The sequence below is a fragment of the Corynebacterium sanguinis genome (assembly GCF_007641235.1).
GTDB lineage: Bacteria > Actinomycetota > Actinomycetes > Mycobacteriales > Mycobacteriaceae > Corynebacterium > Corynebacterium sanguinis.
Genome location: NZ_CP038157.1, coordinates 472,852 through 499,665, shown reverse-complemented (window position 1 = coordinate 499,665; position 26,814 = coordinate 472,852). Strand labels below are relative to the sequence as shown.

Genomic DNA, 26,814 nt, shown 5'->3' with positions numbered 1-26,814 from the left:
GCACGTCGCGTAAAGGCGAAGACGGGGCCTAAGCGCCACACCGTGGGAGTAGCGGTTGTGCTGAGGCCCGACCCCAAGATAAGTCGGGTTTGAGCCGGCCGTTACTCTCTAGGTGGATCCGTTTTGTTTGGATCGCCTCAGCCAAAGTTCCACCGCTTCGACGGGGGCGCGACGGTTTGAAAAACGGTCTTAATAAATCTAGGATCATGTAACTGGCACATTGTGAAATGGCCATTGTTGGCGCGCCTCTATTGCGGGGGCGCGTGACAAGGCAAAAAGTAAACCACGTGGCTGCGAAGGTCGTAGCCACCATGAAGTCCAGGAGGACATACAGTGGCAAAGGCTAAGTTTGAGCGTTCCAAGCCGCACGTAAACATCGGCACCATCGGTCACGTCGACCACGGCAAGACCACCACCACGGCTGCCATCACTAAGGTGCTCGCTGATGCTTACCCGGAGGAGAACACCGCATTCGCCTTCGACGCGATCGACAAGGCTCCCGAGGAGCGCGAGCGCGGCATCACCATCAACATCTCCCACGTGGAGTACAACACCCCGAAGCGCCACTACGCTCACGTTGACGCCCCGGGCCACGCCGACTACATCAAGAACATGATCACCGGTGCTGCTCAGATGGACGGCGCGATCCTCGTTGTCGCCGCCACCGACGGCCCGATGCCGCAGACCCGCGAGCACGTGCTGCTTGCTCGCCAGGTCGGCGTCCCCTACATCCTCGTTGCGCTGAACAAGTGCGACATGGTCGACGATGAGGAGATCATCGAGCTCGTCGAGATGGAGGTCCGCGAGCTTCTGGGTGAGCAGGACTACGACGAAGAGGCTCCGATCATCCACATCTCCGCTCTGAAGGCTCTTGAGGGCGACGAGAAGTGGGTTCAGTCCGTGCTCGACCTCATGCAGGCGTGCGACGACTCCATCCCGGACCCGGTCCGCGAGACCGACCGCGACTTCCTGATGCCGATCGAGGACATCTTCACCATTTCCGGCCGCGGTACCGTGGTTACCGGTCGTGTGGAGCGTGGCGTTCTCAACCTCAACGACGAGGTCGAGATCATCGGTATCCGCGAGAAGTCCCAGAAGACCACCGTTACCTCCATCGAGATGTTCAACAAGCTTCTCGACACCGCTGAGGCCGGCGACAACGCCGCTCTGCTTCTGCGTGGTCTCAAGCGCGAGGACGTCGAGCGCGGCCAGGTCGTCATCAAGCCGGGCGCTTACACCCCGCACACCAAGTTCGAGGGTTCCGTCTACGTCCTGTCCAAGGACGAGGGCGGCCGCCACACCCCGTTCTTCGACAACTACCGTCCGCAGTTCTACTTCCGCACCACCGACGTGACCGGTGTTGTGAAGCTGCCGGAGGGCACCGAGATGGTCATGCCGGGCGACAACGTCGACATGACTGTCGAGCTCATCCAGCCGGTCGCCATGGACGAGGGCCTGCGCTTCGCTATCCGCGAGGGCTCCCGCACCGTCGGCGCTGGCCGCGTCACCAAGATCCTGGGCTAATTCCCCACACGTTCTAGACGCTTCATACCCCTGCCCACTCGGGCGGGGGTTTTGTCGTGCCCGGGTAAGGTTATGCAGCGTGAAAGACCCAACCCGCATCCCGCACGTGATCGACGCCCTGCGGCGCGCGTGGGAGGGCCAACCCGACCTGTCCCTGCCGGCACTGATGGGGGTTATAGCCAACCGCGGCATAGGCTGGGCGTCGACGGATGAGGAGCTCATCACAGCCCTCGCGCAGCTGGAAAAACAGCACCCTTCGCTTATCGACGCCCCCACCAACGCCCACCTGAGCATCACCACGACAGACCCCGCCCACCTGGTCACGCTCGCCGGCGACACGGTGATCGTGCGCAGCGCACAGCAGGCGCAGCGGATGCCGGGGGTGTGGGGCTTCGGGGGAATGCGGCGCACCGGACCGGGACTGCCCTTGGTCATCGCGGACACCGCCGGGGTGGAGCACCGCTTCGGCGTCGTCGGGATCGCCAGCACCTTCGATCCTGCGCAAGCCCCGGATCTCAACGGGCTTCAGCGCGTGCAGGTAGGCAACTGCCGCTGGCTCGTAGTGCTGGCGGGTAACCGACGTTGCATCGTCGGCCAGCGCATCCGCCTGTGGGATCAGGCCCTGCGGACGGTGGAGAGCTCTACGGTGGCGTTCGACGCCATAGTCTCTTGCACGCCTGGCGGGCGGCTCGTCGTCAAGCGAGCGAGCGGGGCTGGGGACGTGGACCTCGGCGAGGTCGCCGCGACCTACGTCCTCGAGGTCTAGCCCGTCTCGCTGATGCGGTCGAAGTGAAGCTTGTACACGGTGTCGATGTCCATCGCGCCGCAGGCCTCGGCGAAGTCGCGGTCCGCGGACTCGAGGTATTCGATCGACTCGCGCAGGCTGTAGGCAGGGTCGGCCGTGACGGTAAACGTCACGGTGGGCCGGCGGCCCACCATGGCGACGCTCGACTGGGCGCCGGCGACAATGCCGGTGCTGGCCATGTAGTCACACGCCGCCTGGGCAATGCGCTGCACGTTGAGCACGGTATCGCCGTGATCCGGCTGGGCCGGGACGACGCTTTTCGTGCTGAAGGAACGAGACGCCAGGTTGGCGGCGACGATCCAGACGCCCAGGATAAGCGAGACGATAAACCCGCCGACCAGGGCGAAGGGGAACCACGGCTGCGCTGGAAGCGTTCCAAGCTGGTTGCGGTCGTAGGACTCGACGACGTCGCTGACGTGGGGGATGTCGAAGTACAACGCGGTCGGGATCAACCCGGCGGCGATCAGGAGTACTCCGAAGACGAAAACGAGCACGCGGTCGAACGCGGCGGTGCTGGATTTCACTGCTGATCCTCCTGTCCCGCGTCCTGCTGCGGCCGCAGCGCGACGGCGATGCGCGGACGCACGTGCAGCGGTGCGAACTCGTTCTCCAGGGCTGTCGTAACCCGCTGTTGCAGCGCTTGCGCCGAGCCGTCGTCTTCGACAGACACGGTGAGCTTCTTCCGGGTCGAGCGCGAGCTGATCGCCGAGCCCGGCGCCTGCTGGCGCGCGACGTGGGTGGACTTTCGCGCGACGTCGACGGGGCGCACCCAGATCGAAGCGGGCGAGGCGACGCGGGTGTGCGTGCGCACGCGCGGCGACAGCGCCTTGACCAGCAGCCACACACCGAGCAGGGCGACGATCACGCCAGCGGCGACAGCGAGCGGGTCCGCAGGCTGCGTCGCCACCCAGCGAAACGCCTCGGCGACCCACGAATTAGACGGGTCGTTGAGCGCCCACCGGTACCAGATGTCCCTGCCGGTGACGCCCGCGACGGCGAGCAGGGCGACGCCGATCAGCAGAGCGAGCCAGCGGGCGGCAGGATTGGCGCGCGGCTGGGCGCCGGGGAGCGGTCTAGGAGAGTCGGGCATGGGCATTCACCACGGGTTGTAGAGTGATCGGGCGCAGCGGCGTCGGGGTTGGCAGCTGGGGGACAATGACCGTCGGCTTGGGCACCGAAAAGGTCTCGATGACCTCGGCGGGGATGTAGCCGATGGGCGCGAGGTCGGGGCCGGGTTCCGGGGCCTGAACCGACCTCACTGGGCGCTGCGGTGGCGCGGAGACGCGCGCAACGTTGGTCGATGAGGAGCGCACGCGCACGGGCGTCGGCGCGATGTCGATGGGGTGGCTGTCGAGCCGGGTGGCGTCGACACGCTCGCGTCCCCCGGCAGGCTTCGCGTTGGCGACCTTGATATTGACCCGCGTGACCTCGAGGCCGGTCAGCGTGCTGACCTGGCGCCGGATGGCCTCGCGGACGACGTCGGTCACCGCGGCGATGGGGGCGGGGTAGGACGCGGCGATGTCGGCGTCGATAGTGACCGTGCCCGCGCGCCGGTTCAGGTACGCCGTCGAGCGAGGCAGGCTGCGGCCCGCGAGCCCGGCGAGCTTCGCGTCAAGCGCGATCGAGCCCGGGACTTTGCGCGCGGCGGCCTCGGCGATGTGCTCCACCGTGCGCTCGCTTAGCTGATAGGTGAGCTCCGCCATCAGCTTCGCCCTCTGCCGGACCCCGTCGCGATGAGGTCGGCGACGTCGATGCGGCCATCAAGCTGGGCGCCAATGACGCCGCCGACGGCGACGAAGAGCAAAAGCCACAGCAGGCCGGGCCACCCGCCGAACGTGACAAAGAACGCCACGATCACGCCGATGAGGATGCCAAGCGCTGTTTTTGAGCCGAGAATGTTCATGAGTGCATCTCTTTCCTAAAGTTTCTGCGCGTCCGCGACCACGACGTCGATGAAGTCCAAGGGGTCGTTAAGCGAGTCAAGCGCCGCGGCGCGCACTTCGGTGGCCACCTCGGCGATCGGGCGCGCCGATCCCACATCGAACACGATGTGGATCTCTGCGCCGAAAAGCTCGTCGCGCTCCGCAGCCCTGATGCCGCGGATGCGCTCACCCGGGAGCAGCAGTGCGACCTCGCCGAAGCGCCCGGAGCTCAAGTCGGCGACTCCGGGGACACCGAGCGCAGCGTCGCGCAGCGCCTCACCGGTTTCGCGTGTGATCGGGCCCGCCACGACTACTGAACCAGCGTGGTAGCGGCGGGATCGACGGGCTCGATCCGGTCGATCGGCTCCGCGTCGGGCAGGTTGACGTCGTGGACAGTGATGTCCACGCGGTCCACGATCAGGCCGGTCATCCGGGTCACTGCCTGGGTGACGTTCTCGCGGATCGCCTTCGCCAGCTCGTGGATGGCGACGCCGTACTCGGCGATGATCGCCACCGCGATCGACGCGTGCCCGTCCTGGACTGCAACGTTCACGCCCTGCTGCACGTTGGTAGACGCGGTCAGCGACTCGCGCACCGCGCCCCACATGCGCGCCGCGCCGCCGCCGAGGTTGGCCACCCCGGACACCTCGCGCGTGGCGATGCCGGCGATCTTGCCCACGACGGTGTCATCAATCACGGTCGTGCCGTGGTCGGTGACCAAGTTCTCGTTCCGGGGAGTCGAAGCAGCGGGCGTGACGACGCTCGAAGCAGTGTTAGTCGGTTCAGTGGCGTTGTCAGCCATGGCTTTCCTTTCATATGTTGGTTGCGCCAACTCTACTCCGGTGCCGTTGGAAGTGGCGTCGGCAAGCGTCTTGCTTTTGTTTTCCCCCTTGTGCTTTAATAGTCGGGTTGCTTTGACACGGCGCTAACGCGCGGTGGTGAGGCGAACATGACACCTTCTACACCAAGAAGGCCCCCTTAACCGGGGACCGGAGAAGGGCCATGGCAAATAAACAGCGGCAGTACGCAAGGGTCACGCACCCTTCCGAGTCTGACACCCGCGCCCCTTTAAAAGAGGTGCGGGCGGAAGCACTAAAGCAGATGCACGCAATTATTTTCCGTGCTGCTTCACCTTCCGGTTCGTGTCATGGCAGTCAGAAACGACACTGGCGTTGCGCCCAGGGCCCAGCCCGGACAACGTTATAGAGAAACTACAAGCTTAAAACCCCACCGCTTCGGTGAATGTCGAATGTGGGGGAAGCGAGGAAGAGGTAAGCGTGGCGGGACAGAAAATCCGCATCAGGCTCAAGGCCTACGACCACGAGGCGATCGACGCATCCGCGAAGAAGATTGTCGAGACGGTCACCCGCACGGGTGCCCGCGTCGTCGGGCCGGTGCCGTTGCCCACTGAGAAGAACGTGTACGCCGTTATTCGTTCTCCCCACAAGTACAAGGATTCTCGCGAGCACTTCGAGATGCGCACTCACAAGCGCCTCATCGACATTCTCGATCCGACGCCCAAGACGGTTGACGCGCTCATGCGCATTGACCTGCCGGCAAGCGTCGACGTGAACATTCAGTAAGCAAGATCCCGACTTTTGGTAGTGGAGAACTAACACATGTCTGACAACCAGATCAAGGGCATTCTGGGCAAGAAGCTCGGCATGACCCAGATCTTCGACGAGGACAACCGGGTTATCCCGGTCACCGTCGTCGAAGCTGGGCCGGTCGTGGTCACCCAGATTCGCACCCCCGAAACCGATGGCTACAGCGCCATCCAGATTGCTTACGGCGACATCGATCCCCGTAAGACGAAGAAGCCGCAGGCCGGCCACTTCAAGAAGGCCGGCGTCAACCCGCGCCGCCACGTCGTGGAAATCCGCATGGACGACACCTCCGCATACGAGGTCGGCCAGGAATTCAACGCGGCCATTTTCGACGGCGACACCTACGTCGACGTCGTGGGCACCACCAAGGGCAAGGGCTACGCCGGTGCCATGAAGCGCCACGGCTTCGCAGGCCAGGGCGCCTCCCACGGTAACCAGGCTGCGCACCGCCGCGTCGGCTCCATCGGCGCCTGCGCCACCCCGGGCCGCGTGTTCAAGGGCACGCGCATGGCTGGCCGCATGGGCAGCAACCGCGTTACCACCCAGAACTTGAAGATCCAACGCATCGACGGCGACAACAACCTGATCCTGATTAAGGGAGCAATCCCGGGCGTCAAGGGCAGCATTGTTACCGTCAAGACCGCAGTGAAGGGCGGTGCTCACGCATGACGAACCTGACACTCGACGTCCATACCGCCGACGGCAAGACCAACGGTTCCGTCGACCTCCCGGCCGAACTCTTCGACCGCGAGGCGTCTATCCCCCTGATGCACCAGGTGGTTGTCGCCCAGCAGGCGGCAGCTCGCCAGGGCACCCACGCCACCAAGACCCGCGGCATGGTCCGCGGCGGTGGTAAGAAGCCGTTCCGCCAGAAGGGCACCGGTCGCGCCCGCCAGGGCTCGATCCGCGCGCCGCACTTCACCGGCGGTGGCGTCGTTCACGGTCCGCAGCCGCGTTCCTACGCGCAGCGCACCCCCAAGAAAATGATCAAGGCAGCTCTCGCTGGCGCCCTGACCGACCGCGCACGCGGTGCGCGCATCCACGTTGTGGAGGAGCTCGTCCCGGGCCAGACCCCGTCGACGAAGTCCGCACGCGCCTTCATCGAGCGTCTCACCGACCGTAAGTCCGTTCTCCTGGTCATCGGCCGTGAGGATGTCAACTCCCGCCTTTCCGCACGGAACCTGCCGGGTGTCCACATCCTTGAGCCGAGCCAGCTGAACACCTACGACGTGCTCAATGCTGATGATGTCGTGTTCTCCGTCGAGGCGCTTCACACCTTCGTGAACGCAGCCGCCGGCGCACCCGCTGCCGCAGCTGAGGAGGAGAAGTAAATGGCTAAGATCGCCGACCCGCGTGACGTCATCATCGCCCCGGTCCTCTCCGAGAAGACCTACGCGCTGATGGAGCAGAACACGTACACGTTTTTCGTGAACCCGTCTGCTAACAAGACCCAGATCAAGATTGCCGTGGAGAAGATCTTCGGCGTCGACGTCGCTTCGGTGAACACCGCCAACCGCGAGGGTAAGCGCAAGCGCTCCCGCACCGGTTTTGGCAAGCGTAAGGACACCAAGCGCGCCTACGTCACCCTCCGCGAGGGCAGCGACTCCATCGATATCTTCGGCGGCGCAGCCGTCTAAGTGACTCGATAGAAAAGGACACATTATGGCTATTCGTAAGTACAAGCCGACAACCCCGGGTCGCCGCAACAGCTCCGTCTCCGAGTTCTCGGAGATCACCCGCTCCACTCCGGAGAAGACCCTGCTGCGCCCGCTCCCGAAGAAGGGTGGCCGTAACAACCACGGCCACATCACCACCCGCCACCGCGGCGGCGGACACAAGCGTCGCTACCGCGTTATCGACTTCCGCCGCAACGACAAGGACGGCGTGCTGGCCAAGGTCGCTCACATTGAGTACGACCCGAACCGCACCGCCAACATCGCGTTGCTGCACTACACCGACGGCGAGAAGCGCTACATCATCGCGCCCAAGGGCCTGACCCAGGGCACCGTGCTCGAGTCCGGCGCAACCGCAGACATCAAGGTTGGCAACAACCTGCCGCTGCGCAACATCCCGACCGGTACCACCATCCACGCAGTGGAGCTCAAGCCGGGCGCGGGCGCGAAGCTCGCCCGTTCCGCAGGTGCTTCCATCCAGCTGCTGGGTAAGGAAGGCAACTACGCAGTTCTGCGTATGCCGTCTTCCGAGATCCGCCGCGTGGACATCCGCTGCCGCGCCACCGTGGGTGAGGTCGGCAACGCCGACCAGATCAACATCCGCTGGGGCAAGGCCGGCCGTATGCGCTGGAAGGGCTGGCGCCCGACCGTCCGCGGTGTTGTCATGAACCCGGTCGATCACCCGCACGGTGGTGGCGAGGGCAAGACCTCCGGTGGACGCCACCCGGTCAGCCCGTGGGGCCAGAAGGAAGGCCGCACCCGCAACCCGAACCGTTACTCCAACAACATGATCGTGCGCCGTCGTCGCGCGAACAAGAAGCGCTAAGAGGAGGTAAGCAAACATGCCACGCAGCCTGAAGAAGGGCCCGTTCGTCGATGAGCACCTCCTCAACAAGGTGGACGCTCAGAACGAGGCCGGCACCAAGCAGGTCATCAAGACCTGGTCTCGCCGCTCGACCATTCTCCCCGATTTCATCGGCCACACCTTCGCCGTCCACGACGGTCGCAAGCACGTGCCGGTGTTCGTCGATGAGTCCATGGTCGGTCACAAGCTCGGCGAGTTCGCACCAACCAAGACCTTCAAGGGTCACATCAAGGAATCGAAGGGACGTCGATAAGCGATGAGTGACACCATCACCTCCGCATCCGCGACGGCCAGGTTCGTCCGCGTCTCCCCGATGAAGGCGCGCCGCGTGCTCGCTTTGGTCCGCGGAAAGTCCGTTTCCGAGGCTCTCGCCATCCTGAAGTACGCCCCGCAGGGTGCGTCCAAGGATATTGCCAAGGTCGTTGCGTCTGCCGCGGCCAACGCTGAGAACAACTTCGGTCTGGACCCGCGCACCCTGGTCATCGCCGAGTGCTACGCCAACGAGGGCCCGACCATGCGCCGCTACCAGCCGCGCGCACAGGGCCGCGCCTTCCAGATCCGGAAGCGCACCTCTCACATCACCGTGGTCGTCGAGTCCGCTGAATCTAAGGAAGGGGCTAAGTAATGGGCCAGAAAATCCACCCACACGGCCTTCGCCTGGGAATCACCGCTGACTGGAAGACCCACTGGTACGCCGATAAGAACTACGCCGACTACGTCGCAGAGGACATCAAGATCCGCGAGTTCCTCTCCAAGGGCCTTGAGCGCGCCGGCATTGCCGACGTCGTCATCGAGCGCACCCGCGACCGCGTCCGCGTCGACATTCACACCGCCCGCCCGGGCATCGTGATTGGTCGCCGTGGCGCCGAGGCTGACCGCATCCGCCGCGAGCTGGAGAAGCTCACCGGCAAGATGGTTGCGCTCAACATCCTCGAGGTCAAGAACGTCGACGCCAACGCAGCTCTGGTGGCGCAGTCCGTCGCTGAGCAGCTGGTCAACCGCGTGGCGTTCCGTCGCGCGATGCGTAAGGCAATCCAGTCCGCAATGCGCAACCCGCAGGTCAAGGGCATCAAGATCATGACCTCCGGCCGTCTTGGCGGCGCCGAGATGTCGCGCGTTGAGCGCTACCACGAGGGCCGTGTGCCGCTGCACACCCTTCGCGCGGAGATTGACTACGGCATTGCCGAGGCACACACCACCTTTGGCGTCATTGGCGTCAAGGTGTGGATCTACAAGGGCGACGTCGTCGGCGGCGTGCGTGAGTCTGACCTCAACGCACCGTCGGGCGATCGTCGCGGACGCGGCGACCGTGACCGCCGCCCGCGCCGAGGTGGCCAGCGCCGCCAGCGCGCAGAGCAGAAGCAGGAGGGCTAAACACATGCTTATTCCTAAGCGCGTGAAGTACCGCCGCCAGCACCGCCCGCACCGTCGCGGCGTGTCCAAGGGTGGCAACACCATCAACTTTGGTGACTACGGCCTCCAGGCTCTCGAGCCGGCCTACATCACCAACCGCCAGATCGAGTCCGCTCGTATTGCGATTAACCGCCACGTCAAGCGTGGTGGCAAGGTCTGGATCAACATCTTCCCGGATCGTCCGCTAACCCAGAAGCCGCTCGGCGTGCGTATGGGTTCCGGTAAGGGCCCGGTTGAGAAGTGGGTGGCTAACGTGAAGCCGGGCCGCATTCTCTTCGAGATGTCCTACCCGAACGAGGAGACCGCCATGGAAGCTCTGCGCCGCGCTGGCGCGAAGCTGCCGTGCAAGGTCCGCGTGATTAAGAAGGAGGACCTGTTCTAATGGCTGCTGGTACCCCCGCATCCGAGTTCCGTGAGCTCAACGATGATGAGCTCCGCACCCGCTTGGCCGACGCGAAGGAAGAGCTGTTCAACCTGCGCTTCCAGCTCGCAACTGGCCAACTGACCAACAACCGCCGCATCTCCACCGTCAAGCGCGACATTGCACGCATCTACACCGTGCTGCGCGAGCGCGAGCTCGGTCTGTCTGTCGTCCCGGGAGCTGAGGCATAACCATGACTGAGGCAAACGTGACTGTATCTGACAACGCTGCACACGAGGCAGCAAACGGCAAGAAGGAAAAGGGCCTGCAGAAGCGCCGCCGCGGCTACGTCGTGTCCGACAAGATGGACAAGACGATCGTGGTCGAGGTTGAGGACCGCAAGTCCCACGCCCTGTACGGCAAGATCGTGCGCTCCACCAAGCGCGTGAAGGCCCACGACGAGGACAACACCGCTGGTGTTGGCGACCTCGTCCGCATCGAGGAGACCCGCCCGCTGTCCAAGGACAAGCATTTCCGTCTCATCGAGATCATCGAGAAGGCCCGCTAAACCTGGCCATCCATCGAGGAAGAAGCCCCGCCCCGTGCGGGGCTTTTTGCTTTTCGACGCCTACCTGTGCGCAGATTGCACTGCACAACCGTTCCCGGCATCTGAATACCCCGTTAACTTTCCAGCGCAGTTTTGGTTCACTAACTGTTCACCTCAGATTCTCCGGTGCGCAAGTGTTGAACCTTAAGGTTCGATGAGTCAGTTTCTACATTACGCTCACTTTGTGCGAAGACGGGGAGTCTCACCATGACCATCAAGGGCCTTAACCTTCTGTTCCAGTCCAAGCGGTCCAAGCTGACCTGTACCTACAAGTGCGGTAACGCATGTTGGGGCGAGTGCACTAACACCTCCGACAACGCCTACTTCGGCGACCTCGTCTCGCGCCGCGGAGTGCTGAAGTCCTTCGGCCTCGGTGTGGTCACCGTCGGCGGCGGTGCCGCCCTCGCGGCCTGCAGCTCCGAGCCGGGCAGTGGCGCGGCTGGTACGACCACCGCGTCCGCGGCGACGGGCAGCTCCTCGGCCGCAGCTACCGAGGTCAAGGCGCTCAAGGGCATGCAGTTCGAGCCGGTCGCACCGAATACCGAGGACAAGGTTGTTGTCCCGACCGGCTACGCCACCAGCGTTCTTATCGCCTGGGGCGACCCGATTTTCAAGGACGCTCCGGAGTTCGACCCAGAGAACCAGACCGCGGCTGACGCGGAGAAGCAGTTCGGTTTCAACAACGACTTCGCTGGTCTGATGGACCACCCGGACGATGACAGCCGCTTGGTGTACGTGTGTTCGCACGAGTACACCACCGAGCCGCAGATGTTCCCGGGCTACGATGCGGACAACCCCACCGATGAGCAGATCAACATCGGCCTGGCTAACCACGGCCACACCATCCTCGAGGTGTCCAAGGTGGGCGACACCGGCGAGCTCAAGCGCGAGTTCGGCCCGCTGAACCGCCGCATCACCGCGAACACCCCGTTTGAGCTCCGCGGTATCCTCGCTGGTGCTGACCTGGTCAAGACCAGCGCAGACCCGGAGGGCAAGACGGTTCTGGGCACGCTGAACAACTGCGCGGGCGGCATGACCCCGTGGGGCACCTTCCTGTCGGGCGAGGAGAACATCGACCAGTACTTCGCTAACGGTGCCGCCGTTACGGGCGAGCGCCCGGCCGCAGACGTGAAGCGTTTCGGCGTCGATGATGAGGCCTCCGAGCGCAAGTGGGAGCGCCTGCACGATCGCTTCGACCTGGCGAAGGAGCCCAACGAGTTCAACCGTTTCGGCTACATCGTCGAGATCAACCCGCTGGACCCGAACTCCACCCCGATCAAGCACACCTCGATGGGCCGCTTCAAGCACGAGGCCGGAAACGTCCACGTTGACAAGGATGGCACCGTGGTGTGCTACTCGGGCGACGATTCCCGCTTCGAGTACATCTACAAGTTTGTCTCCTCCAAGAAGATGGTCGAGGGCGACGTCGAGCACAACATGGGCATCCTCGACGAGGGCACCCTCTACGTGGCCAAGCTCGAGGGCGACTCCCCGCAGAGCGAGATCACTGGCGACGGCGACCTGCCGTCCGACGGCGAGTTCGACGGTAAGGGCACGTGGGTCAAGCTGCTGACGGTGACCGAGAATGGTGCCGAGTCGCATGTCGACGGCTTCACCCCCGAGGAGGTTGCGGTCTACACCCGCCTCGCGGCCGATGAGGTCGGTGCGACGAAGATGGATCGCCCGGAGGACTTTGAGGTCAACCCGGTCAACGAAAAGGTCTACGTTGCCCTGACCAACAACTCCTACCGCGGTGCGACCGGTGAGAACGCGTCGAAGAGCAAGGAAGACGTGATGGAGTACGCGCCGATCCGCGAGAACAAGAACGGTCTTGTCATGGAGATCGAGGATGACTTCGCGGGCGAGAACTTCACCTGGAACCTGCTTCTGGTGTGTGGTGACCCGGCTGCGGCGTCGACCTACTTTGGCGGCTTCGACAAGGACAAGGTTTCCCCGATCTCCTGCCCGGACAACCTTGCGTTCGACACCTACGGAAACCTCTGGATCTCCACCGACGGCAACGCGCTGGGCAGCAACGACGGTCTCTACGCTGTTGGCCTCGAAGGCGAGAACCGCGGCCAGGTCAAGTGCTTCCTCACGGTGCCGAAGGACGCTGAGACCTGTGGCCCGATCGTGACCGAGGAGCGCGTGATGGTCAACGTCCAGCACCCGGGCGAGTCGGACGACGCGACCTACGAGAACCCGACCTCCAACTGGCCGGAGGGTGGCAACTCCGTGCCTCGCCCAGCCGTGGCTGTTGCGTGGCGCGAGGACGGCAAGGAGATCGGCGTCGAGGCGTAGCCGATTGACCCCCCTGGTGGCCGGGGGAAAGGAACAAATGTTGACGTGTCTACGTTGAACGGGGCATGAAGAAGTTTGGATTCCTTTCCTTCGGCCACTACGCGTTTTCCGGGCAGCAGGGCCCAGGCGCGAAGCAAACCCTGCAGGACACCGTAGAGATTGCGCGGCAAGCGGACGCGATCGGTGTCAACGGCGCCTACGTCCGGGTGCATCACTTCGCCCCGCAGTTCTCATCACCGATCGCGCTGCTCTCTGCAATGGCCGCGGTAACGAAGCACATCGAGGTGGGAACGGGTGTGTTGGATATGCGCTACGCCAACCCGCTGCAGCTCGCCGAGGACATCGCCACGCTCGACCTGCTCTCCAACGAGCGCGTCGCCCTCGGTGTGTCCCGCGGTTCACCCGAGCCCGCCGACAAGGGCTGGGAGTCATTCGGCTTCACCGCCCAAGCGGACAACGGCGCGGACTTAGCAAGGGATCACTTCGAGCGCTTCATGGCCGCGCTGCGTGGCGAGGGGATGGCGGTCTCGGCGCCGCTGGACAGGCAGTACCCGCGGATGTATCGCCCGGGCATCGATCTGCCGGTGCTGCCGCACTCGCCGGGCGCGGACCGCCGCATCTGGTGGGGCGCGGGGTCCTTCGAGTCCGCTGAGCAGGCCGCCCGTGACGGGGTGAACCTGATGAGCTCGACGCTGATCAGCGAGGCCAACGGGTCGTCGTTAGGCGAGCTCCAGGCCCGTCAGATTCAGCGCTACCGCGAGTCGTGGGCCGAGGCCGGCCACGAGTGGACGCCGCGCGTGTCGGTGTCGCGCAGCGTTTTTCCGATCGTTGACGACACCTCGCGCCGCCTGTTCGGGATGCAGGGCAGCTCGGAGCAAATCGGCTCGCTCGGCGAGAGCCGGGCGGTGACCTTCGGCAAGACGTACGCCGCCGAGCCGGACCAGATCATTGCGGAGCTCAAGGCGGATCCCTCGATCCAGGCCGCGGACACGCTGATGCTGACCATCCCGAACCAGCTTGGGGTGGACCTCAACGTCAAGATCCTCGCCGACTTCGCCGAGCACATCGCCCCGGCGCTGGGCTGGGTGCCGGCCAACGAGAGCTAGCGCCGGCCCGCCTGGTCGAAGAAGTCGCGTTCGTAGTAGCAGGCGTGCATGAAGGCATCCGCCGCTTGTCGACGCTGCGCCTCCGTCGCCGCAGCCAGAGCCTTTTCGGCGCGCGCGATCGCCCCGCGGGCCTCGCCCACGAATTCTTCGCCGCTATAGGTGTCCAGCCAGGCGCGGTAGGCGTGAGTGGGGGAGTTGCTGTCCGCCAAGTACAAGCCCACCTCGGCGTAGAGCCAGAAACACGGCAGAACCGCGGCCACGCCGACGGGGTAGTCCTCCAGCGCGACCTGCGCCTTGAGGAAGCTGACGTAGCCCAGGGTCACCGGAGAGATCGGGGTGGTGTCGACGTCGATGCCGTGGTCGCTAAACCACGAGCGGTGCAGTTCCTGCTCCGCGACGATCGCCTGCTGGGCGGTGTGCGCCCACCACACTTGCTCGTCGGCCGCGGGGGCTTTGGCGCTCAAACCCGCGAGCGCGCGGGAGTAGTCGCCGAGGTAGTGTGCGTCCTGGGCGAGGTAGAAGTCGAACTCGTCGCGCGCCAGCGTGCCGTCGCGAAGGTCCCGGATAAAGCCCGAGCCGAGGATCTGCGGCCAAACGACGCGCGCCGCCATCTCCCAGAGCCGACGCGTGTGCTCGCCGGCGGGCGCGATCCGCGGGGAGGGCAGCGGCGTATCGACGCCCCCCTCATGCCACCGGTCCGTCTCACCCCAGGGGCGCGTGGAACCGCTCGCGGCGCGGCGCCGCAGGGCGTGGAAGTGGTCGACGGGGCCGTGGCCGCCCCCGACGTGCAGCGCGTCGGCGTGAGAAATCGCCTCGTGCAGCCAGTGCGAGGCCCACTCGGCGGCGGCGTTTCCGGAGGCGTCGATAGTTAGGCGCGTGGCTAGGGCGGATGAGAGCGAGCAGCCCGTGCCGTGCGTGTTGGGGGTGTCCACGCGCGGCACCGCGATGACGCGGACCTCGCCGGCAGGGGTGACCAGCGCGTTTGAGGCGTACGCGCCGGTGAGGTGGCCGCCTTTGACCAGCACGCTCACGCCGGTGTCGGCGGCAAACGAGGCGCCCTGGGCAACCGCAGCGTCGAAGTCGGTGGCCGCAGCGGCGCCGGTGAACACCGCGAGCTCCGGGATGTTGGGGGTGACCACCGTGGCGTGGTCGCGGATCAGCTGACGCAGCGCCTCCTCGGCATCCGTGCTCAGCAGGCGATCGCCCGAGGTGGCCACCATGACGGGGTCGACCACCACAATCGGGACCGGGTGCGCCCCGAGGAAGGTAGAGACGGTGGCGGTGGTGGGGGCGTCGCCAAGCATGCCGATCTTGATGGCGTCGATGGTCACGTCGTCGACAACCGCGTCCAGCTGCGCGCGGAGGAACCCCTGTGGCGGGGTGTGGACCTCGCGTACACCGCAGGTGTTCTGCGCCACGAGCGCGGTGACCACGGCCATACCGTAACCCCCGGCGGCGGCGATCGATTTAAGGTCGGCGTGGATGCCCGCCCCGCCGGTGGGGTCGGTGCCGGCGATGGACAGAACGCGGGGCTGCTGATTGGACATGCACACCGGTTTACACCAAAAAAGCGAAGCGGCGTCCGGGGTTTTGCTTTCTGCGAGGTCGGCGTGGTTGAATATACAGGTTGTCTTGAGCTGGTCGGGGTTTCCCGCGCGTTTCCGAGTGGGCGCCCCGAGACCCTTCGACCACGTCCGCGTGGTTCGTCGATAAGCGAAGAGGCACAAGTAAGCATTGACCACGTGCGCGCAGGACGGAAATCTGGCGCACTTTGAAACCAGGTCAGGAGAGACCCTAGTGATTCAGCAAGAATCGCGTCTGAAGGTCGCCGATAACACTGGTGCACGAGAAATTCTGTGCATCCGCGTCCTCGGCGGCTCTGTCCGACGCTTCGCCGGCATCGGCGACACGATCGTCGCCACCGTGAAGGAAGCCACCCCCGGTGGCAACGTCAAGGAGGGTGAGGTCGTTCGCGCCGTCATCGTCCGCGCCAAGAAGGAGACCCGTCGCCCGGACGGCTCCTACATCTCATTCGACGAAAACGCTGCCGTTCTGATCAAGAACGACACTGAACCCCGCGGTACCCGTATCTTCGGCCCGGTCGCGCGCGAGCTGCGCGACAAGAAGTTCATGAAGATCGTTTCTCTCGCACCGGAGGTGATCTAACCCATGAAGATCAAGAAGGGCGATATGGTCCAGGTCATCTCTGGCAAGGACAAGGGCGCTCAGGGCAAGGTCATTGAGGCCTACCCGCAGCGCGACAAGGTCCTCGTCGAGGGCGTCAACCGCATCAAGAAGCACGTCGCTAACTCCTACAACGAGCGCGGCGCCGAGTCCGGTGGCATCGTCACCCAGGAAGCACCCATCCACGTCTCCAACGTGATGGTCCTGGATTCCGACGGCACCCCGACTCGCGTGGGCTACCGTTTCGACGAGAACGGCAAGAAGGTCCGCGTGGCAAAGTCGAACGGGAAGGACATCTAAGCATGGCTGAGAACTACACCCCGCGCCTGAAGAGCCGCTACAAGGACGACATCCGCGCCAAGCTCAGCGAAGAGTTCGGCTACGACAACGTCATGCAGATTCCGGGTCTGACCAAGATCGTGGTCAACATGGGCGTTGGTGACGCTGCCCGCGACTCCAAGGTCATCAACGGCGCACTCGAAGACCTCACCGCGATCACCGGCCAGAAGCCGCAGCTGCGTCGCGCGAAGAAGTCGATTGCTAACTTCAAACTCCGTGAAGGCATGCCGATCGGCGCGAAGGTTACTCTGCGCGGCGATCGCATGTGGGAGTTCCTCGACCGTCTGCTCTCCATCGCTCTGCCGCGTATCCGTGACTTCCGCGGCCTGAACGACAAGCAGTTCGACGGTGCGGGCAACTACACCTTCGGCCTGAATGAGCAGACCATGTTCTACGAGATCGACATCGACAAGGTCGATCGCGTGCGCGGCATGGACATCACGCTCGTGACCACCGCAACGAACGATGACGAGGGCCGTGCCCTGTTGCGCCACCTCGGCTTCCCGTTCGCTGACAAGGACGGCAAGATGCAGCGCGCTTAACTAGCCGCCGCTTGACTACGCACCCCCGCACGCGCCCTTTCCAAGAAGGGTCGCGAGCGGGGGTGCCTTTTGGCTTAGGGCCGGGCCTTGCCGTGGAACCAAAACGGCACCCACACGACGTCTTCTCGGGCCACACCCCACGAGTTGACGGCGAGCGAGCGCACAGCCTTGGTTAGTGCTCCCTCGCCAGAGACCCACACGGAGTGCGGCGCGTGTGCGGGGTAGAGGGTGCGCAGGGCGCCTAGCGTCGCCGCCGTTTCCGCCTGCTTGGGTGCGTCGACGACGGTGAGACTGCGAAGTGCGTCGCCCCACTGGGTGACGAGCCCGTCTTCGATCTCCTCGTCGGCGGTGATAACGGCGACAACGTCGGTGAGCTCTAACGCCGCCGGGGCGTTGGCGCGCTGATAGGCGAGGATGTGGCGCAGCGCGGGCAGGGCGGAGGCGTCGGCGACGAGCAGTTGCGAACCGGTGGGTGGGGTCCACAGCGCTGGGCAGGTGAACATCCCCGCGGTTGTGCCGGGCCGGGCGCGGCGGATCCACCGCGAGCCGGGGCCGGAGTCGCCGTGGGTGACCACGTCGACGTCGATAAGCTTTTTGTCCTTGTCAAGCTTGCGGATGGTGTACCAGCGCAGGTCGGGGCGGGTGTCCTCGGGCAGTGCCGCGACCGCCGCGCGGATGTTGACGCCGTCGATGTCAAACGGCTCGAAGTCTCGGCCAGGTTTGGGTATGACGAGGCCGAAGTACTCGTCCGGGCCGGTGAGGGCGAAGTCGGCGAATGCATCGGCGGTGAATGTCAGCCTATGCAAGCGGGGCTTGAGCTGCTGATTGTCGAGCAGTGTGACGGTGTGGAGGGCGTGGGTATGCATGGCACCAATCAGTCTCTAGTAAGGTAAGGCTTGCTTTAGTACATCGTTGGCGCTTAGTATACATTCCGCCCTCATTTTAGGCACGTTGATGTGTCGTAAATCAAAGAAGTTAGGAAACCTAATGGGAATTTTCTCGCGCAAGCCCACCACTGCAGTCGCGCTTGTGGCCGCCGCAGCACTCGCACTCACAGGCTGCACACGAGGAGAAGGCGAGCCTGCCACAACCGATGGCGCAGGTGAGGCGAGGATAGTGAGCCTCGGGCTAGGCGACGTCGACACGCTGCTCGCGCTCGATGTCACCCCCGTCGCCATTGCCCCCTGGGGCGCCGAGGGCGACGGGGGCGAAAGCGGCGTCGGGCCGTGGTCGAAGGAGCTGCTCGGCAGCGCGCGACCGGCGACAATCTACAACACGGCCAGCGGCTTTACCGCCGATGTCCTCGAACAGGTCACCGCCACCGAGCCCACCCAGATCATTGCGGTCAACCAGGCCGTCGACGTCCAAGCCCAGGAATCGCTCGAGCAGATCGCGCCGACGACACTCAAGCCCGAGGGCTACGACAACTGGCAGATCCCCTGGGACAAGCAGGTTGAAACAATCGCCGCGGCCGTCGATAAAAAAGCCGAAGGTGAGGAGTTGATCGCGAAAACCGAAAAGGCTTTCGCCGACTTCCGCGATAGCCACCCGGAGCTCGTTGGAGAGAGCGCCGCGATCGTGATGCCCTACGAGGGAAAGATTGGCCTCTACACCGCCGGCGACGGGCGCGGGCAGTTCATCGAGAACCTGGGCTTTAGCATTCCGCCCGAGCTTCAGGGAGACGGCTCCAGCTTCTTCGTCGACTACGCCCCCGAAAACTACGCGGCTTTAAACGGCGTGGATTACCTATTCGTCCTGGACTACAACGGCGCGCTCACCGCGCTGGAGAACGACCCAACGTTCCAAAACCTGGACATCGTCAAAGACGGCCGAGTGCGCTACCTCGCCACCGACGTCGGCAACGCGATGAGCATGCCCAACCCAGTGACCATTCCGTGGGCCATCGATAAGTTCGCCGAGCAGCTGTCCTAGCCCGGATTGATAAGAGGAAAGCCCCGCCCACGATGAGCGTCGCACGACGAAGCACACGTCATACCGGCATTGTGTGCGCCGCGCTGCTCGTCGCCGTCGCTGCGGCGGTCGTGGCGTCGTTGTTTGTCGGCTCTCGCGCCGTGCCGGCGAACGAGGTGCTTCTTGTCCTGCGCGGTGCCGGCACGGCAGAGATCCGGGGAATCGTGTGGGACCTGCGCGTCCCGCGCACGCTCATTGCGTTCGCAGTCGGCGCCTCGCTTGCGCTGGCAGGCGCGCTGGCCCAGGCGTGGACGCGCAACCCGCTCGCCGATCCCGGCTTTATCGGCATCACTGCGGGTGCTTCCTGCGCCATGGCGATTGGAGCGGTCCTGGGCGTGAGCGCCACTGTCACCGGTTCGCTCACCTTCGCCTTCGGGGGCGCCGCCGCGGCCACCGGCGTCGTCATGCTCATTGCGCGCCGCTCGTTGTCGCCACTTACCTTGATCCTTGCCGGGGTCGGGGTCGACGCGGCGCTGCGCTCCGTTGCGACCCTGCTCGGATTATTCGACACAGAAGTCTTCGACTCCATGCGCCACTGGGTGGTGGGCTCCACCTTCGGCCGCGGCTACGCGGAAGCGGCCGTCGCCTGGGCCGGGTGCGCCGTCGGCGGGGTGTGCGCCCTGTTCGCTGCGCGTCCGCTCGACCTGCTAGCGATGGGCAGGGACACCTCCCTCGCCCTGGGCGGTTCCGAGCGGCGAGCGCATGTTGGCGCCGCGGCTGGGATCGTGCTCTTGGCCGGCAGCGCTACCGCGGCAGCCGGGCCGGTCGCCTTCGTCGGGTTCGCCGCCCCGCACATTATGCGCAGGCTTGTCGGCCCGCAGCTTACGGTCTTGCTGGTTCCCGCCGCGCTTTTCGGGGGCACCATCGTGCTGCTTGCCGACGTCCTCGGCAGGCTCGTGCTTAGCCCGGGGGAGCTGGAAATGTCCATCGTGATCGCGTTCATTGGCGCGCCGCTGCTCATCGCCGCGGTGCATCGGGGCGAGGGCGCGAACAAGACGGTGATCTAGATGCGAAAAACCTCACGACTCATCGGCGCCACTGTGCTGTTCGCCGCGATCGCGGCTGCGGCCTACATCGCGCTTCTGGGCCAAGGCGCCGTGGAGCTGAGCCCCACCCAGGTACTCCACGTCCTGCGTGGCGGCGGAACAAGCCGGGAGATTGCCGTGGTGTGGGATCTGCGCCTGCCGGTCGCCGTGGCCACGCTCCTTGTCGGGGCTGCGCTCGGAATGGCGGGGGAGTGGACCCAAACGATGGCGCGCAACCCGCTGGCATCGCCCGATATTCTGGGCGTGACCTCGGGGGCCGCGCTGCTCGTGGTGCTGGGAACGGTGACGTACCGCCCGGAGTTTTCGCAAGCGCTGCCCGACTTCTGGTGGCGCGCCGTCCTCGCGCTCTGTGGTGCAGCGGGCGTGGTCGTGCTTCTGGTCGCGCTCGGCGGGGTGGGTACCAGCGACAGAATCGTGCTCACGGGGTTCGCGCTCTCACTCATGCTCCACGCCGCGGTGAGCTACCTGCTGCTCAAAGCTGAGGTGTTGCGCGCCGTGGAGGCGCAGACCTGGCTGGCGGGCTCGACTGGTTTCGTTCGCATAGATGGCGTTATCGCGCTGAGCGTTGGTGTGCTCCCGTTCGTTGCCCTCGGGTTGTGGTGTGGGCGCGATCTGCCGTTGCTTGCCCACGACGACATTTCTGCCACCGCGCTGGGTGTCAACCTTAAGGCGCGGCGCGCGGCTCTGCTAGTAGCGGCGACGGGGATCTCGGCGGTGGTGGTTTCTGTGGTCGGGCCCATCGGTTTCGTCGCGCTGCTCGCCCCGCACCTGGGGCGCATCGTTGCGCGCACGCCGAACCCGGCACCGGTGGTATCCGCCGCCGCGGGTGCCGCGCTGCTGGCGGTATGCGCGGTGGTGGCGGGGCTAATCCCCGCCGCTGCACCCGTAGGCGCAGTGTCATCAGCAATCGGCGGCGTCGCCCTCGTATTGCTGGTGTGGCGGCAGTCTCGGAGCACACGATGAGGACAAGGCGAGGTAGGAAATAATGAACGCAGGGCAATCAGTCGTCGCGCGCGATATCGTCGCAGGTTACGGCAGCAGCAGCGACGTGCTGCACGGTGTGAGCTTGGTCGCTCGCCCTGGCGAGGTGACCACCCTGATCGGCCCGAACGGGTGCGGCAAGTCGACGCTGTTAAAGACGATGTCGAAGGTTCTCACTCCTCGCGCCGGCACGGTGACGGTTGGCGGTGAAGATGTCCATTCGCTGTCGTTTCGGCAGGCAGCGACGCGCATCGCGATGCTTGCGCAGAACCCCGTCGCCCCTGATGGGCTGCGCGTCGGAGAGCTTGTCGCCCGTGGCCGCCACCCGCACCGGGACCGCCTGCGGGGCCTTGGCGCCGAGGACCGGGAGGCGATTGAACGGGCCTGCGCGGAAACCTCAGTTACCGAGCTCGTCGATCGCGACATTGCGGAGCTCTCCGGCGGGCAGCGCCAGCGCGTGTGGCTAGCGATGGCGCTCGCGCAGGACACGCCTGTCCTGCTTCTCGACGAACCAACCACGTTCCTTGACCCCGCCCACGCCATCGCCATGCTCGAGCTCGCCCGCGGCCAAGCGCGCCGAGGCAAGGCCGTGGTGATGGTGTTGCACGATCTGATGCTGGCGGGGATGTACTCCGACACCCTGGTTGTGATGAAGCAGGGGCGCATCCTGGCCGAGGGCGCCCCCTCGCAGGCGTTGACTCCGCAGGTGTTGGAGCAGGCCTACGGGCTGCGCGCCGAAGTGTGGGAGGACCCGGCGGGAGGCTCGCCGGTCATTGTCCCGCGCGGCGTTGTATACAGCGATTGGCCCAGCTAAAGGGGTATCGCTTGAGCGGGTGCCCTGCGGTCTAGGGGGTTAGGTGTGCGTGTCCCTTCGCTGAGTATGCATTCGCAAGCGCCGAGCCCTAGAGCGTCGCGTCGTAGTCGTGGTCGAATTCGATGGTGGATTTAATCGCGTCCGCGTTGGTTCGCGTGGTGATGCTCAGCCGGTTAAACGTGTTGATCGCTAGGATGCTCACCAGCACGTCGTGCGCGCCCTGTGTGCCAAAGTGTTTCTCGACGCTGTCCCACAGCTCGTCGGGTACGGATTCGTAGCCGTCAATGTGCGTCACCGCGTCGGTCAGGGCGAGCACCGCGGTTTCCTTCTCGTCGAAGCGGTCGCGATGGTTGGTCCAGTCCTCCGCCCGCAAAATTCGCGTTTCGTCCCAGCCGTCAGAGCGGGCATCGCGACGATGCGTGGTGATGCAGGCTTTGCAGTCGTTGATCACCGACGCGCGCAGCGACACCAGGTGCCGGTAGGCCTGGTCGACGTTGCTACCCGAGTATTTGACCATGGGAAGTAGGGAGCGCAGCGCCTCGCCGCGCATCTGTTTTCTCGCCTCCACCATGCCCGCGAGCCTAGTGGCGGGTTGGGAACTTATCCACAATCGGCGGTTATCCACAGGCGTTCACCCTCGGCGGGTATGGACGCGGGTTGCTCGGGTAGCAGTTGGGGAGGAACAACTCACTGACAGGGGGAATGGGCAACATCATGGCAACGACCGAGAAAATCAAGGACAAGGTGCAAAAGCTGCTGAATCAGGCGGCGGATCGGCAGGGCACGGCCGAGGGGGAGTCCTACTACGCCAAGGCTTTTGCGCTGATGGCCAGCCACGGCTTCGATGAACGAGACCTAAACTCACCCGATGAGGGAGATGACGTGGGGCATAAAAGCGTTGGGCTCAGTGGGGCTTACACGGATATGCAAGCCGCCCTGTTGCTCGGCATCGCCGCGGCCTTGCACTGCACGGGTTTCAGTCAGAGGGTGCGCCGTTCCACGCGGATCAGTTCGGTGACTATTTTCGGGCTGCGGCGCCACCTCGATCGCGTCAATCTGCTCTTCACGCTGCTCAACCCGGCGATGATCGCGGCTGCGGGGGCGATCGTCGCCGGCCCGTTCGACGCGACCTCCACGGTCGTGCAGCGCCGCTCGTTCATGACTGGTTTCACGCACAGCATCGCGTATCGGTTGAGGGCGGCGGAGCAAAGTGTTGCGGGAACCGCGGGCGAGTATGCGCTAGCGCTTGTCGACGACGCCGAGAAAGCGCGCCAGGCTCAAGAGGATTTCGGTCGCCACCACGGTCTGTTCTTCGAGAACTTTCGCTCGCAGCGAACCTTCGACGGCGAGTCTTACGGGCAGGGAGTGGAAGCGGGGGAGAGGTCGGATTTGGGGCAAGCCCGCGTTGGATCCCGACCTGCGCTTACGTTCCGAAAAATTGTTTAGCAAAACAATAACATCTGCGCATGCGGACCACTAATATGACCTAAAATACATGAGGATTTCAAACGTGAGGGAGGTCACATGGGTTCGGTGGTTACGGCGAGGGTGAGGCGGTCTGCGGCCGCAGTAGTCACGGCGAGCGCGGTAGCGGTGTCGGCGGTTCTCGCTGGCGGGGGCCACGCAGCGGCCGCAGAAGGATCATTGGAAGGCTCCACGGTCGGCTCGTCGATTGTGACGCAGGGCCCCGTCCAGCCCGGTGCAGTGGACCCCTTCTATGACACTTCCGGCGTCGCCCCGAGTCGAGTCGGCGAGATCTTGCGTACGCAACCGGCGCCTTATTCCGGAATCCTCGGAAACGGTTCGCCGGGTCTTCCCACCAGTGTGGACAAGATTATGTACACCACCGAAGACGCCGACGGGAAACTGACGCCCGTGACCGGATACGTGCTCGAGCCGACGGTGCCGTGGCACGGCGAGGGACCGCGCCCCACCGTGGTGATCGTGCGCGGGACGGTCGGGCAGGGCGATCACTGCGCGCCCTCTCGCAACTGGCCGCTCGACGGGCAGCCTGATCCGGTTTACACGGGCCGGACGGTCAATCTCGAGGGCAACTACGACATGATGTATGCCAGCCAGGGTGTGCGCGTCGTTGTCACAGACCTGATCGGGATGGGCACCCCGGGCTTGCACACCTACATGAACCGAAAGGACCAGGCGCATGCGATGCTCGACGCCGCGCGCGCCGCGCGTGAGCTCGTTGAAAGCCGCGGCGGGCAGTTCGGTAAGGTGGCCGTCTACGGGCACTCCCAGGGCGGTGGCGCATCGGCTGCTGCGGCGGAGGCCCAGCCCGAGTACGCACCTGATGTCAACCTGGTGGCCAGCTACGCCTCTGCACCGCCGGCGGACCTCATCAAGGTCCAGGACAACATCGACGGCTCCGACCTCTCCGGCGTGATCGGCTTCGCCGTCAACGGGCTAATGGCCCGTTACCCAGAGCTCGCGGAGATCTTCGACGCGAACGTGTCCCCGGCGGGGCGCGATGCGCTGGAGAAGGTGACCAACATGTGCACCGATGACATCATGAGGGAATACGACGGGGTGTACACCCGCGAGTGGATTACCGGCAACCGGACGCTCGGCGAGCTCGCCCAGGAGTACCCTGCCGCGCAGAGGGCAATCGACGACCAGTTCATCGGCAACGGCGCACCCCAGGTGCCGGTGATGATCGTCTCCGGCCGCTACGACCAGAACGTCGCCTACGACCAGGCCAAGGTACTTGCCCGCGCCTGGTGCGCGAAGGGGGTTCCCGTGGTTTACCGCGACGACATCCTCCCTGCGATTGCCACCTACAACCACGTGGCCCAGGCGGTTTCAGGTGGCGCGTTCGGTATCCCGTTCGTCATCGACGCCTTCCATGGCCGCATGCCGGCGCAGCCGACGGTGTGCACGAACTTCGACGGCAACCTCGGTTCCTCCGCCGCCGATCTCAGCTCTGCGGTGAGCTCGCTGCCGCTATCGAGCGGGTTCGTCCCGGGAGGGGTTGAGACGGGCTTGAGTTCGGGAATGCAGGGCTCAGGGCGTTTGTAGGCCCGCGTAGACACTGACGCGGCGCCCGCTCGCGTGCGCCACCAGCGTCATGCCTGCGTGGCGGGCCAGTTCCACCGCGAGCGACGACGCGTCCGCGGTGGTCACGATGGCGGCAATCCCCGCCATCAACGCCTTGCGCGCAATCTCAAACGTCACCTGCGTGTCGAGCACCAGAACGCGCTCGGCCGCAGGAACCGCGGAGTCAAGGTCCAGAGAGCCAACGAGCTTATCGACGGCGTGGGAGGTGTTCAGGTCCTCTCGCCGCAGCACGTGGTCAGCCTCTGCGGTAGCGAGAACAGCGACGCGAGTCGGCGCCTTGGCGTTGCGTTCGACGACAAGATCGGCGAAGCGAAACCACGTCTCAGCCGCGACATCGACCGGGGTGACCGGGCCGGGGGCGCTGTGCACGATCTCGGAGATGGTCTGCTCCCGCGACACGCCACAGGAATCCGCTAGCGGAGAGACAGGGGTAAGCGGGGCAGCGATGTCGACGTCCATCAGGTTGTAGGTGTTGCGCCCGCCGGTATCCACGGCGCCCGCGCAGTACCGCGCCGTTGCAACATCGGAGGCGTCGCGGATCAGCCCCTTGGTAAACAACCACCCGTGGACAAGCTCGACGTCGTTTCCCGGGGTGCGGGTCGTGGTTAACAGCGTGACGCCGCGAGAGCGCAGTTGCAGCGGCTCCTCCGCGGCCGCGGTTCCGGCACGCGTGTCGGAGAAGACCTGTGCCGCCGCGGAGGCGTCGCCAAGCGACAGCGTCGTCACGGCAAAGCTGCGGTTGATCCGTCCCACTTGCCACCTTCCTTGCGTCGACTTTGGGCTGTGAGAGTTACGAGCCTACCCGTGCCGCGGCACCCTCCAACACGCGCTCCATGCCAGAAACCCCCGGCGAACTCGTCTGCAGCCGCAGCGCGAAGGTGGAAGGGAGCGCAACTGGGTCGACACCGCGCCGTGTTCCGTATCCACGTGCGCTGCCGCGCACTGGGAGGCGAACGCCCCTGGTAGCAATTTGCTTCTTAGCTGCTGCGGCCGGTAGGGTTCTCGTTTGGACTTCTGGGCCCGACACATGGCGTCCACGGAGATTCAACAAGTTCATTTAACTGCACATCCAACTTTGTTGCAGGCCCCCCGCCGACATGCGGACCGGGTGTAAGGGAGGCGGCGAGCGCCCCGCGTTACTGAGCGCGGGGAGCGTTGAGTAGCCCCCAACAGACCACACGGATAACGCGACCATTCCACGAAGCAGTTTGTGGGGGTCAGGTGGGTTTTTAAAGGGAACCGCAACGAGAAAGGTAAAACGGTCACTTCACATGACGATGACTGATCCAATCGCAGACATGCTGTCTCGCGTGCGTAACGCAAATAATGCGCAGCACGAGACCGTGTCTATGCCCTCCTCCAAATTGAAGGTCAACATTGCGGAGATCCTCAAGCAGGAGGGCTACATCGCTGACTACAAGGTTGAGGAAGTCAAGGTTGGCAAGACGCTGACCCTGGACCTCAAGTACGGCCCCACCCGCGAGTCCTCCATTGCAGGGCTGCGCCGCGTGTCCAAGCCGGGTCTGCGTGTGTACGCAAAGTCGAACGACCTGCCGCAGGTTCTTGGCGGCCTTGGCGTGGCAATCATTTCCACGTCGCAGGGCCTCCTGACCGATCGTCAGGCCCAGGAGAAAGGCGTAGGCGGAGAAGTTCTCGCCTACGTCTGGTAAGGGAGGTTGGAAAG

35 protein-coding genes are annotated in these 26,814 nt (G+C 64.7%); 25 read left to right on the top strand and 10 right to left on the bottom strand.

From position 1 onward, the window contains the following. Positions 1–333 precede the first annotated feature (333 nt). Together tuf and E3227_RS02475 are read left to right on the top strand one after the other, a co-directional pair. A complete protein-coding gene (gene tuf / locus E3227_RS02480; protein ID WP_136653350.1) occupies positions 334–1,524 on the top strand; it encodes an elongation factor Tu in 1,191 nt (396 codons plus the stop codon). Positions 1,525–1,603: 79 nt separating this feature from the next. Beyond that, positions 1,604–2,290 carry a hypothetical protein gene (locus tag E3227_RS02475; RefSeq protein ID WP_144317431.1) on the top strand — a complete coding sequence of 229 codons (687 nt, stop codon included), beginning with the start codon at positions 1,604–1,606 and terminating at the stop codon, positions 2,288–2,290. On the opposite strand, the gene E3227_RS02470 is transcribed toward E3227_RS02475, so the two are convergent. The 6 genes from E3227_RS02470 to E3227_RS02445 are packed head-to-tail and all read right to left on the bottom strand — an operon-like array spanning position 2,287 to position 5,053. Continuing rightward, positions 2,287–2,853, bottom strand: coding sequence for an Asp23/Gls24 family envelope stress response protein (locus tag E3227_RS02470; RefSeq protein WP_144317430.1), 567 nt, complete (start codon positions 2,851–2,853; stop codon positions 2,287–2,289). The two genes, E3227_RS02475 and E3227_RS02470, sit on opposite strands and share 4 nt — an antisense overlap. Beyond that, on the bottom strand, positions 2,850–3,419 hold the full coding sequence (locus E3227_RS02465) for an Asp23/Gls24 family envelope stress response protein (RefSeq protein WP_144317429.1): 570 nt from the start codon (positions 3,417–3,419) through the stop codon (positions 2,850–2,852). The genes E3227_RS02470 and E3227_RS02465 overlap by 4 nt, the downstream gene beginning before the upstream one ends. Then, complete coding sequence (locus E3227_RS02460) at positions 3,403–4,032, bottom strand: Asp23/Gls24 family envelope stress response protein (RefSeq protein ID WP_144317428.1); 630 nt, start codon at positions 4,030–4,032, stop codon at positions 3,403–3,405. The genes E3227_RS02465 and E3227_RS02460 overlap by 17 nt, the downstream gene beginning before the upstream one ends. Further along, positions 4,032–4,232, bottom strand: coding sequence for a hypothetical protein (locus tag E3227_RS02455; RefSeq protein WP_144317427.1), 201 nt, complete (start codon positions 4,230–4,232; stop codon positions 4,032–4,034). The genes E3227_RS02460 and E3227_RS02455 overlap by 1 nt, the downstream gene beginning before the upstream one ends. A gap of 15 nt (positions 4,233–4,247) precedes the next feature. Next, a complete protein-coding gene (locus E3227_RS02450; protein ID WP_144317426.1) occupies positions 4,248–4,559 on the bottom strand; it encodes an Asp23/Gls24 family envelope stress response protein in 312 nt (103 codons plus the stop codon). A 2-nt stretch (positions 4,560–4,561) separates the two neighbouring features. Continuing rightward, positions 4,562–5,053 carry an Asp23/Gls24 family envelope stress response protein gene (locus E3227_RS02445; protein ID WP_144317425.1) on the bottom strand — a complete coding sequence of 164 codons (492 nt, stop codon included), beginning with the start codon at positions 5,051–5,053 and terminating at the stop codon, positions 4,562–4,564. Positions 5,054–5,528: 475 nt separating this feature from the next. Between E3227_RS02445 and rpsJ the strand changes: the two genes are divergently transcribed. The 13 genes from rpsJ to E3227_RS02380 all read left to right on the top strand — a co-directional run bounded on the left by rpsJ (position 5,529) and on the right by E3227_RS02380 (position 14,184). After that, positions 5,529–5,834, top strand: coding sequence for a 30S ribosomal protein S10 (gene rpsJ / locus E3227_RS02440; protein ID WP_003848085.1), 306 nt, complete (start codon positions 5,529–5,531; stop codon positions 5,832–5,834). Positions 5,835–5,870: 36 nt separating this feature from the next. Continuing rightward, a complete protein-coding gene (rplC, locus tag E3227_RS02435) occupies positions 5,871–6,527 on the top strand; it encodes a 50S ribosomal protein L3 (protein ID WP_144317424.1) in 657 nt (218 codons plus the stop codon). Beyond that, positions 6,524–7,189, top strand: a complete 666-nt coding sequence (gene rplD / locus E3227_RS02430) for a 50S ribosomal protein L4 (protein WP_136653333.1) — start codon at positions 6,524–6,526, stop codon at positions 7,187–7,189. The genes rplC and rplD overlap by 4 nt, the downstream gene beginning before the upstream one ends. Then, entirely contained in the window at positions 7,190–7,495 is a 306-nt protein-coding gene (rplW, locus tag E3227_RS02425) for a 50S ribosomal protein L23 (RefSeq protein ID WP_136653331.1), read from the top strand. Positions 7,496–7,520: 25 nt separating this feature from the next. Beyond that, positions 7,521–8,357, top strand: coding sequence for a 50S ribosomal protein L2 (gene rplB, locus E3227_RS02420; protein WP_136653329.1), 837 nt, complete (start codon positions 7,521–7,523; stop codon positions 8,355–8,357). Positions 8,358–8,373: 16 nt separating this feature from the next. Next, on the top strand, positions 8,374–8,649 hold the full coding sequence (gene rpsS / locus E3227_RS02415) for a 30S ribosomal protein S19 (RefSeq protein ID WP_006839436.1): 276 nt from the start codon (positions 8,374–8,376) through the stop codon (positions 8,647–8,649). Positions 8,650–8,652: 3 nt separating this feature from the next. Further along, complete coding sequence (rplV, locus tag E3227_RS02410) at positions 8,653–9,021, top strand: 50S ribosomal protein L22 (RefSeq protein ID WP_006839437.1); 369 nt, start codon at positions 8,653–8,655, stop codon at positions 9,019–9,021. Beyond that, the gene (gene rpsC / locus E3227_RS02405; protein ID WP_136653327.1) at positions 9,021–9,770 is read left to right on the top strand and encodes a 30S ribosomal protein S3; all 750 of its coding nucleotides are present in this window, start codon (positions 9,021–9,023) and stop codon (positions 9,768–9,770) included. Before rplV ends, rpsC begins: the two co-directional genes overlap by 1 nt. Positions 9,771–9,774: 4 nt before the next feature. After that, positions 9,775–10,191 carry a 50S ribosomal protein L16 gene (gene rplP / locus E3227_RS02400; protein WP_006839439.1) on the top strand — a complete coding sequence of 139 codons (417 nt, stop codon included), beginning with the start codon at positions 9,775–9,777 and terminating at the stop codon, positions 10,189–10,191. Next, entirely contained in the window at positions 10,191–10,421 is a 231-nt protein-coding gene (gene rpmC / locus E3227_RS02395) for a 50S ribosomal protein L29 (RefSeq protein ID WP_136653325.1), read from the top strand. The genes rplP and rpmC overlap by 1 nt, the downstream gene beginning before the upstream one ends. 2 nt (positions 10,422–10,423) lie before the next feature. Next, on the top strand, positions 10,424–10,738 hold the full coding sequence (gene rpsQ, locus E3227_RS02390) for a 30S ribosomal protein S17 (protein ID WP_136653323.1): 315 nt from the start codon (positions 10,424–10,426) through the stop codon (positions 10,736–10,738). 246 nt (positions 10,739–10,984) lie between these two features. Continuing rightward, positions 10,985–13,078: a PhoX family protein gene (locus E3227_RS02385; RefSeq protein WP_136653321.1), complete on the top strand. Its 2,094-nt coding sequence runs from the start codon at positions 10,985–10,987 to the stop codon at positions 13,076–13,078. Positions 13,079–13,143: 65 nt separating this feature from the next. Next, positions 13,144–14,184 carry an LLM class flavin-dependent oxidoreductase gene (locus tag E3227_RS02380; protein WP_136653319.1) on the top strand — a complete coding sequence of 347 codons (1,041 nt, stop codon included), beginning with the start codon at positions 13,144–13,146 and terminating at the stop codon, positions 14,182–14,184. On the opposite strand, the gene E3227_RS02375 is transcribed toward E3227_RS02380, so the two are convergent. Then, positions 14,181–15,731, bottom strand: coding sequence for a bifunctional hydroxymethylpyrimidine kinase/phosphomethylpyrimidine kinase (locus E3227_RS02375; protein ID WP_246062726.1), 1,551 nt, complete (start codon positions 15,729–15,731; stop codon positions 14,181–14,183). The genes E3227_RS02380 and E3227_RS02375 overlap by 4 nt on opposite strands. 250 nt (positions 15,732–15,981) lie before the next feature. On the opposite strand from E3227_RS02375, the gene rplN reads away from it, so the two are divergent. From rplN to rplE, 3 genes are read left to right on the top strand one after another with little or no spacing between them, the layout of a single operon-like run. After that, on the top strand, positions 15,982–16,350 hold the full coding sequence (gene rplN / locus E3227_RS02370; protein WP_040422171.1) for a 50S ribosomal protein L14: 369 nt from the start codon (positions 15,982–15,984) through the stop codon (positions 16,348–16,350). Between the two features lie 3 nt (positions 16,351–16,353). After that, a complete protein-coding gene (rplX, locus tag E3227_RS02365; RefSeq protein WP_006839446.1) occupies positions 16,354–16,668 on the top strand; it encodes a 50S ribosomal protein L24 in 315 nt (104 codons plus the stop codon). 2 nt (positions 16,669–16,670) lie between these two features. Next, positions 16,671–17,249 carry a 50S ribosomal protein L5 gene (gene rplE, locus E3227_RS02360; RefSeq protein ID WP_136653315.1) on the top strand — a complete coding sequence of 193 codons (579 nt, stop codon included), beginning with the start codon at positions 16,671–16,673 and terminating at the stop codon, positions 17,247–17,249. 74 nt (positions 17,250–17,323) lie between these two features. Here the strand turns inward: rplE and E3227_RS02355 are convergent, their stop codons facing one another. Continuing rightward, positions 17,324–18,115, bottom strand: coding sequence for a siderophore-interacting protein (locus tag E3227_RS02355; protein ID WP_144317422.1), 792 nt, complete (start codon positions 18,113–18,115; stop codon positions 17,324–17,326). A 121-nt stretch (positions 18,116–18,236) separates the two neighbouring features. On the opposite strand from E3227_RS02355, the gene E3227_RS02350 reads away from it, so the two are divergent. From E3227_RS02350 to E3227_RS02335, 4 genes are read left to right on the top strand one after another with little or no spacing between them, the layout of a single operon-like run. Then, positions 18,237–19,181 (top strand): ABC transporter substrate-binding protein, encoded by a 945-nt coding sequence (locus E3227_RS02350; RefSeq protein WP_144317421.1) that lies wholly within the window; start codon positions 18,237–18,239, stop codon positions 19,179–19,181. 32 nt (positions 19,182–19,213) lie between these two features. Further along, complete coding sequence (locus tag E3227_RS02345; protein ID WP_220184713.1) at positions 19,214–20,227, top strand: FecCD family ABC transporter permease; 1,014 nt, start codon at positions 19,214–19,216, stop codon at positions 20,225–20,227. Next, positions 20,228–21,229, top strand: coding sequence for a FecCD family ABC transporter permease (locus E3227_RS02340; protein WP_144317420.1), 1,002 nt, complete (start codon positions 20,228–20,230; stop codon positions 21,227–21,229). A 22-nt stretch (positions 21,230–21,251) separates the two neighbouring features. After that, the gene (locus E3227_RS02335) at positions 21,252–22,061 is read left to right on the top strand and encodes an ABC transporter ATP-binding protein (protein ID WP_144317419.1); all 810 of its coding nucleotides are present in this window, start codon (positions 21,252–21,254) and stop codon (positions 22,059–22,061) included. A gap of 88 nt (positions 22,062–22,149) precedes the next feature. Here the strand turns inward: E3227_RS02335 and E3227_RS02330 are convergent, their stop codons facing one another. Beyond that, positions 22,150–22,632, bottom strand: coding sequence for a carboxymuconolactone decarboxylase family protein (locus E3227_RS02330; RefSeq protein WP_144317418.1), 483 nt, complete (start codon positions 22,630–22,632; stop codon positions 22,150–22,152). 143 nt (positions 22,633–22,775) lie between these two features. Between E3227_RS02330 and E3227_RS02325 the strand changes: the two genes are divergently transcribed. Together E3227_RS02325 and E3227_RS02320 are read left to right on the top strand one after the other, a co-directional pair. Continuing rightward, positions 22,776–23,507: a DUF2786 domain-containing protein gene (locus E3227_RS02325; protein ID WP_246062725.1), complete on the top strand. Its 732-nt coding sequence runs from the start codon at positions 22,776–22,778 to the stop codon at positions 23,505–23,507. A gap of 78 nt (positions 23,508–23,585) precedes the next feature. Continuing rightward, complete coding sequence (locus E3227_RS02320) at positions 23,586–25,091, top strand: alpha/beta fold hydrolase (RefSeq protein WP_144317416.1); 1,506 nt, start codon at positions 23,586–23,588, stop codon at positions 25,089–25,091. On the opposite strand, the gene E3227_RS02315 is transcribed toward E3227_RS02320, so the two are convergent. Further along, entirely contained in the window at positions 25,077–25,883 is an 807-nt protein-coding gene (locus E3227_RS02315; RefSeq protein ID WP_144317415.1) for a formate dehydrogenase accessory sulfurtransferase FdhD, read from the bottom strand. The two genes, E3227_RS02320 and E3227_RS02315, sit on opposite strands and share 15 nt — an antisense overlap. Positions 25,884–26,401: 518 nt before the next feature. Here E3227_RS02315 and rpsH point away from each other — a divergent pair. Continuing rightward, the gene (rpsH, locus tag E3227_RS02310; protein ID WP_136650795.1) at positions 26,402–26,800 is read left to right on the top strand and encodes a 30S ribosomal protein S8; all 399 of its coding nucleotides are present in this window, start codon (positions 26,402–26,404) and stop codon (positions 26,798–26,800) included. The last annotated feature ends 14 nt before the right edge of the window (positions 26,801–26,814 follow it).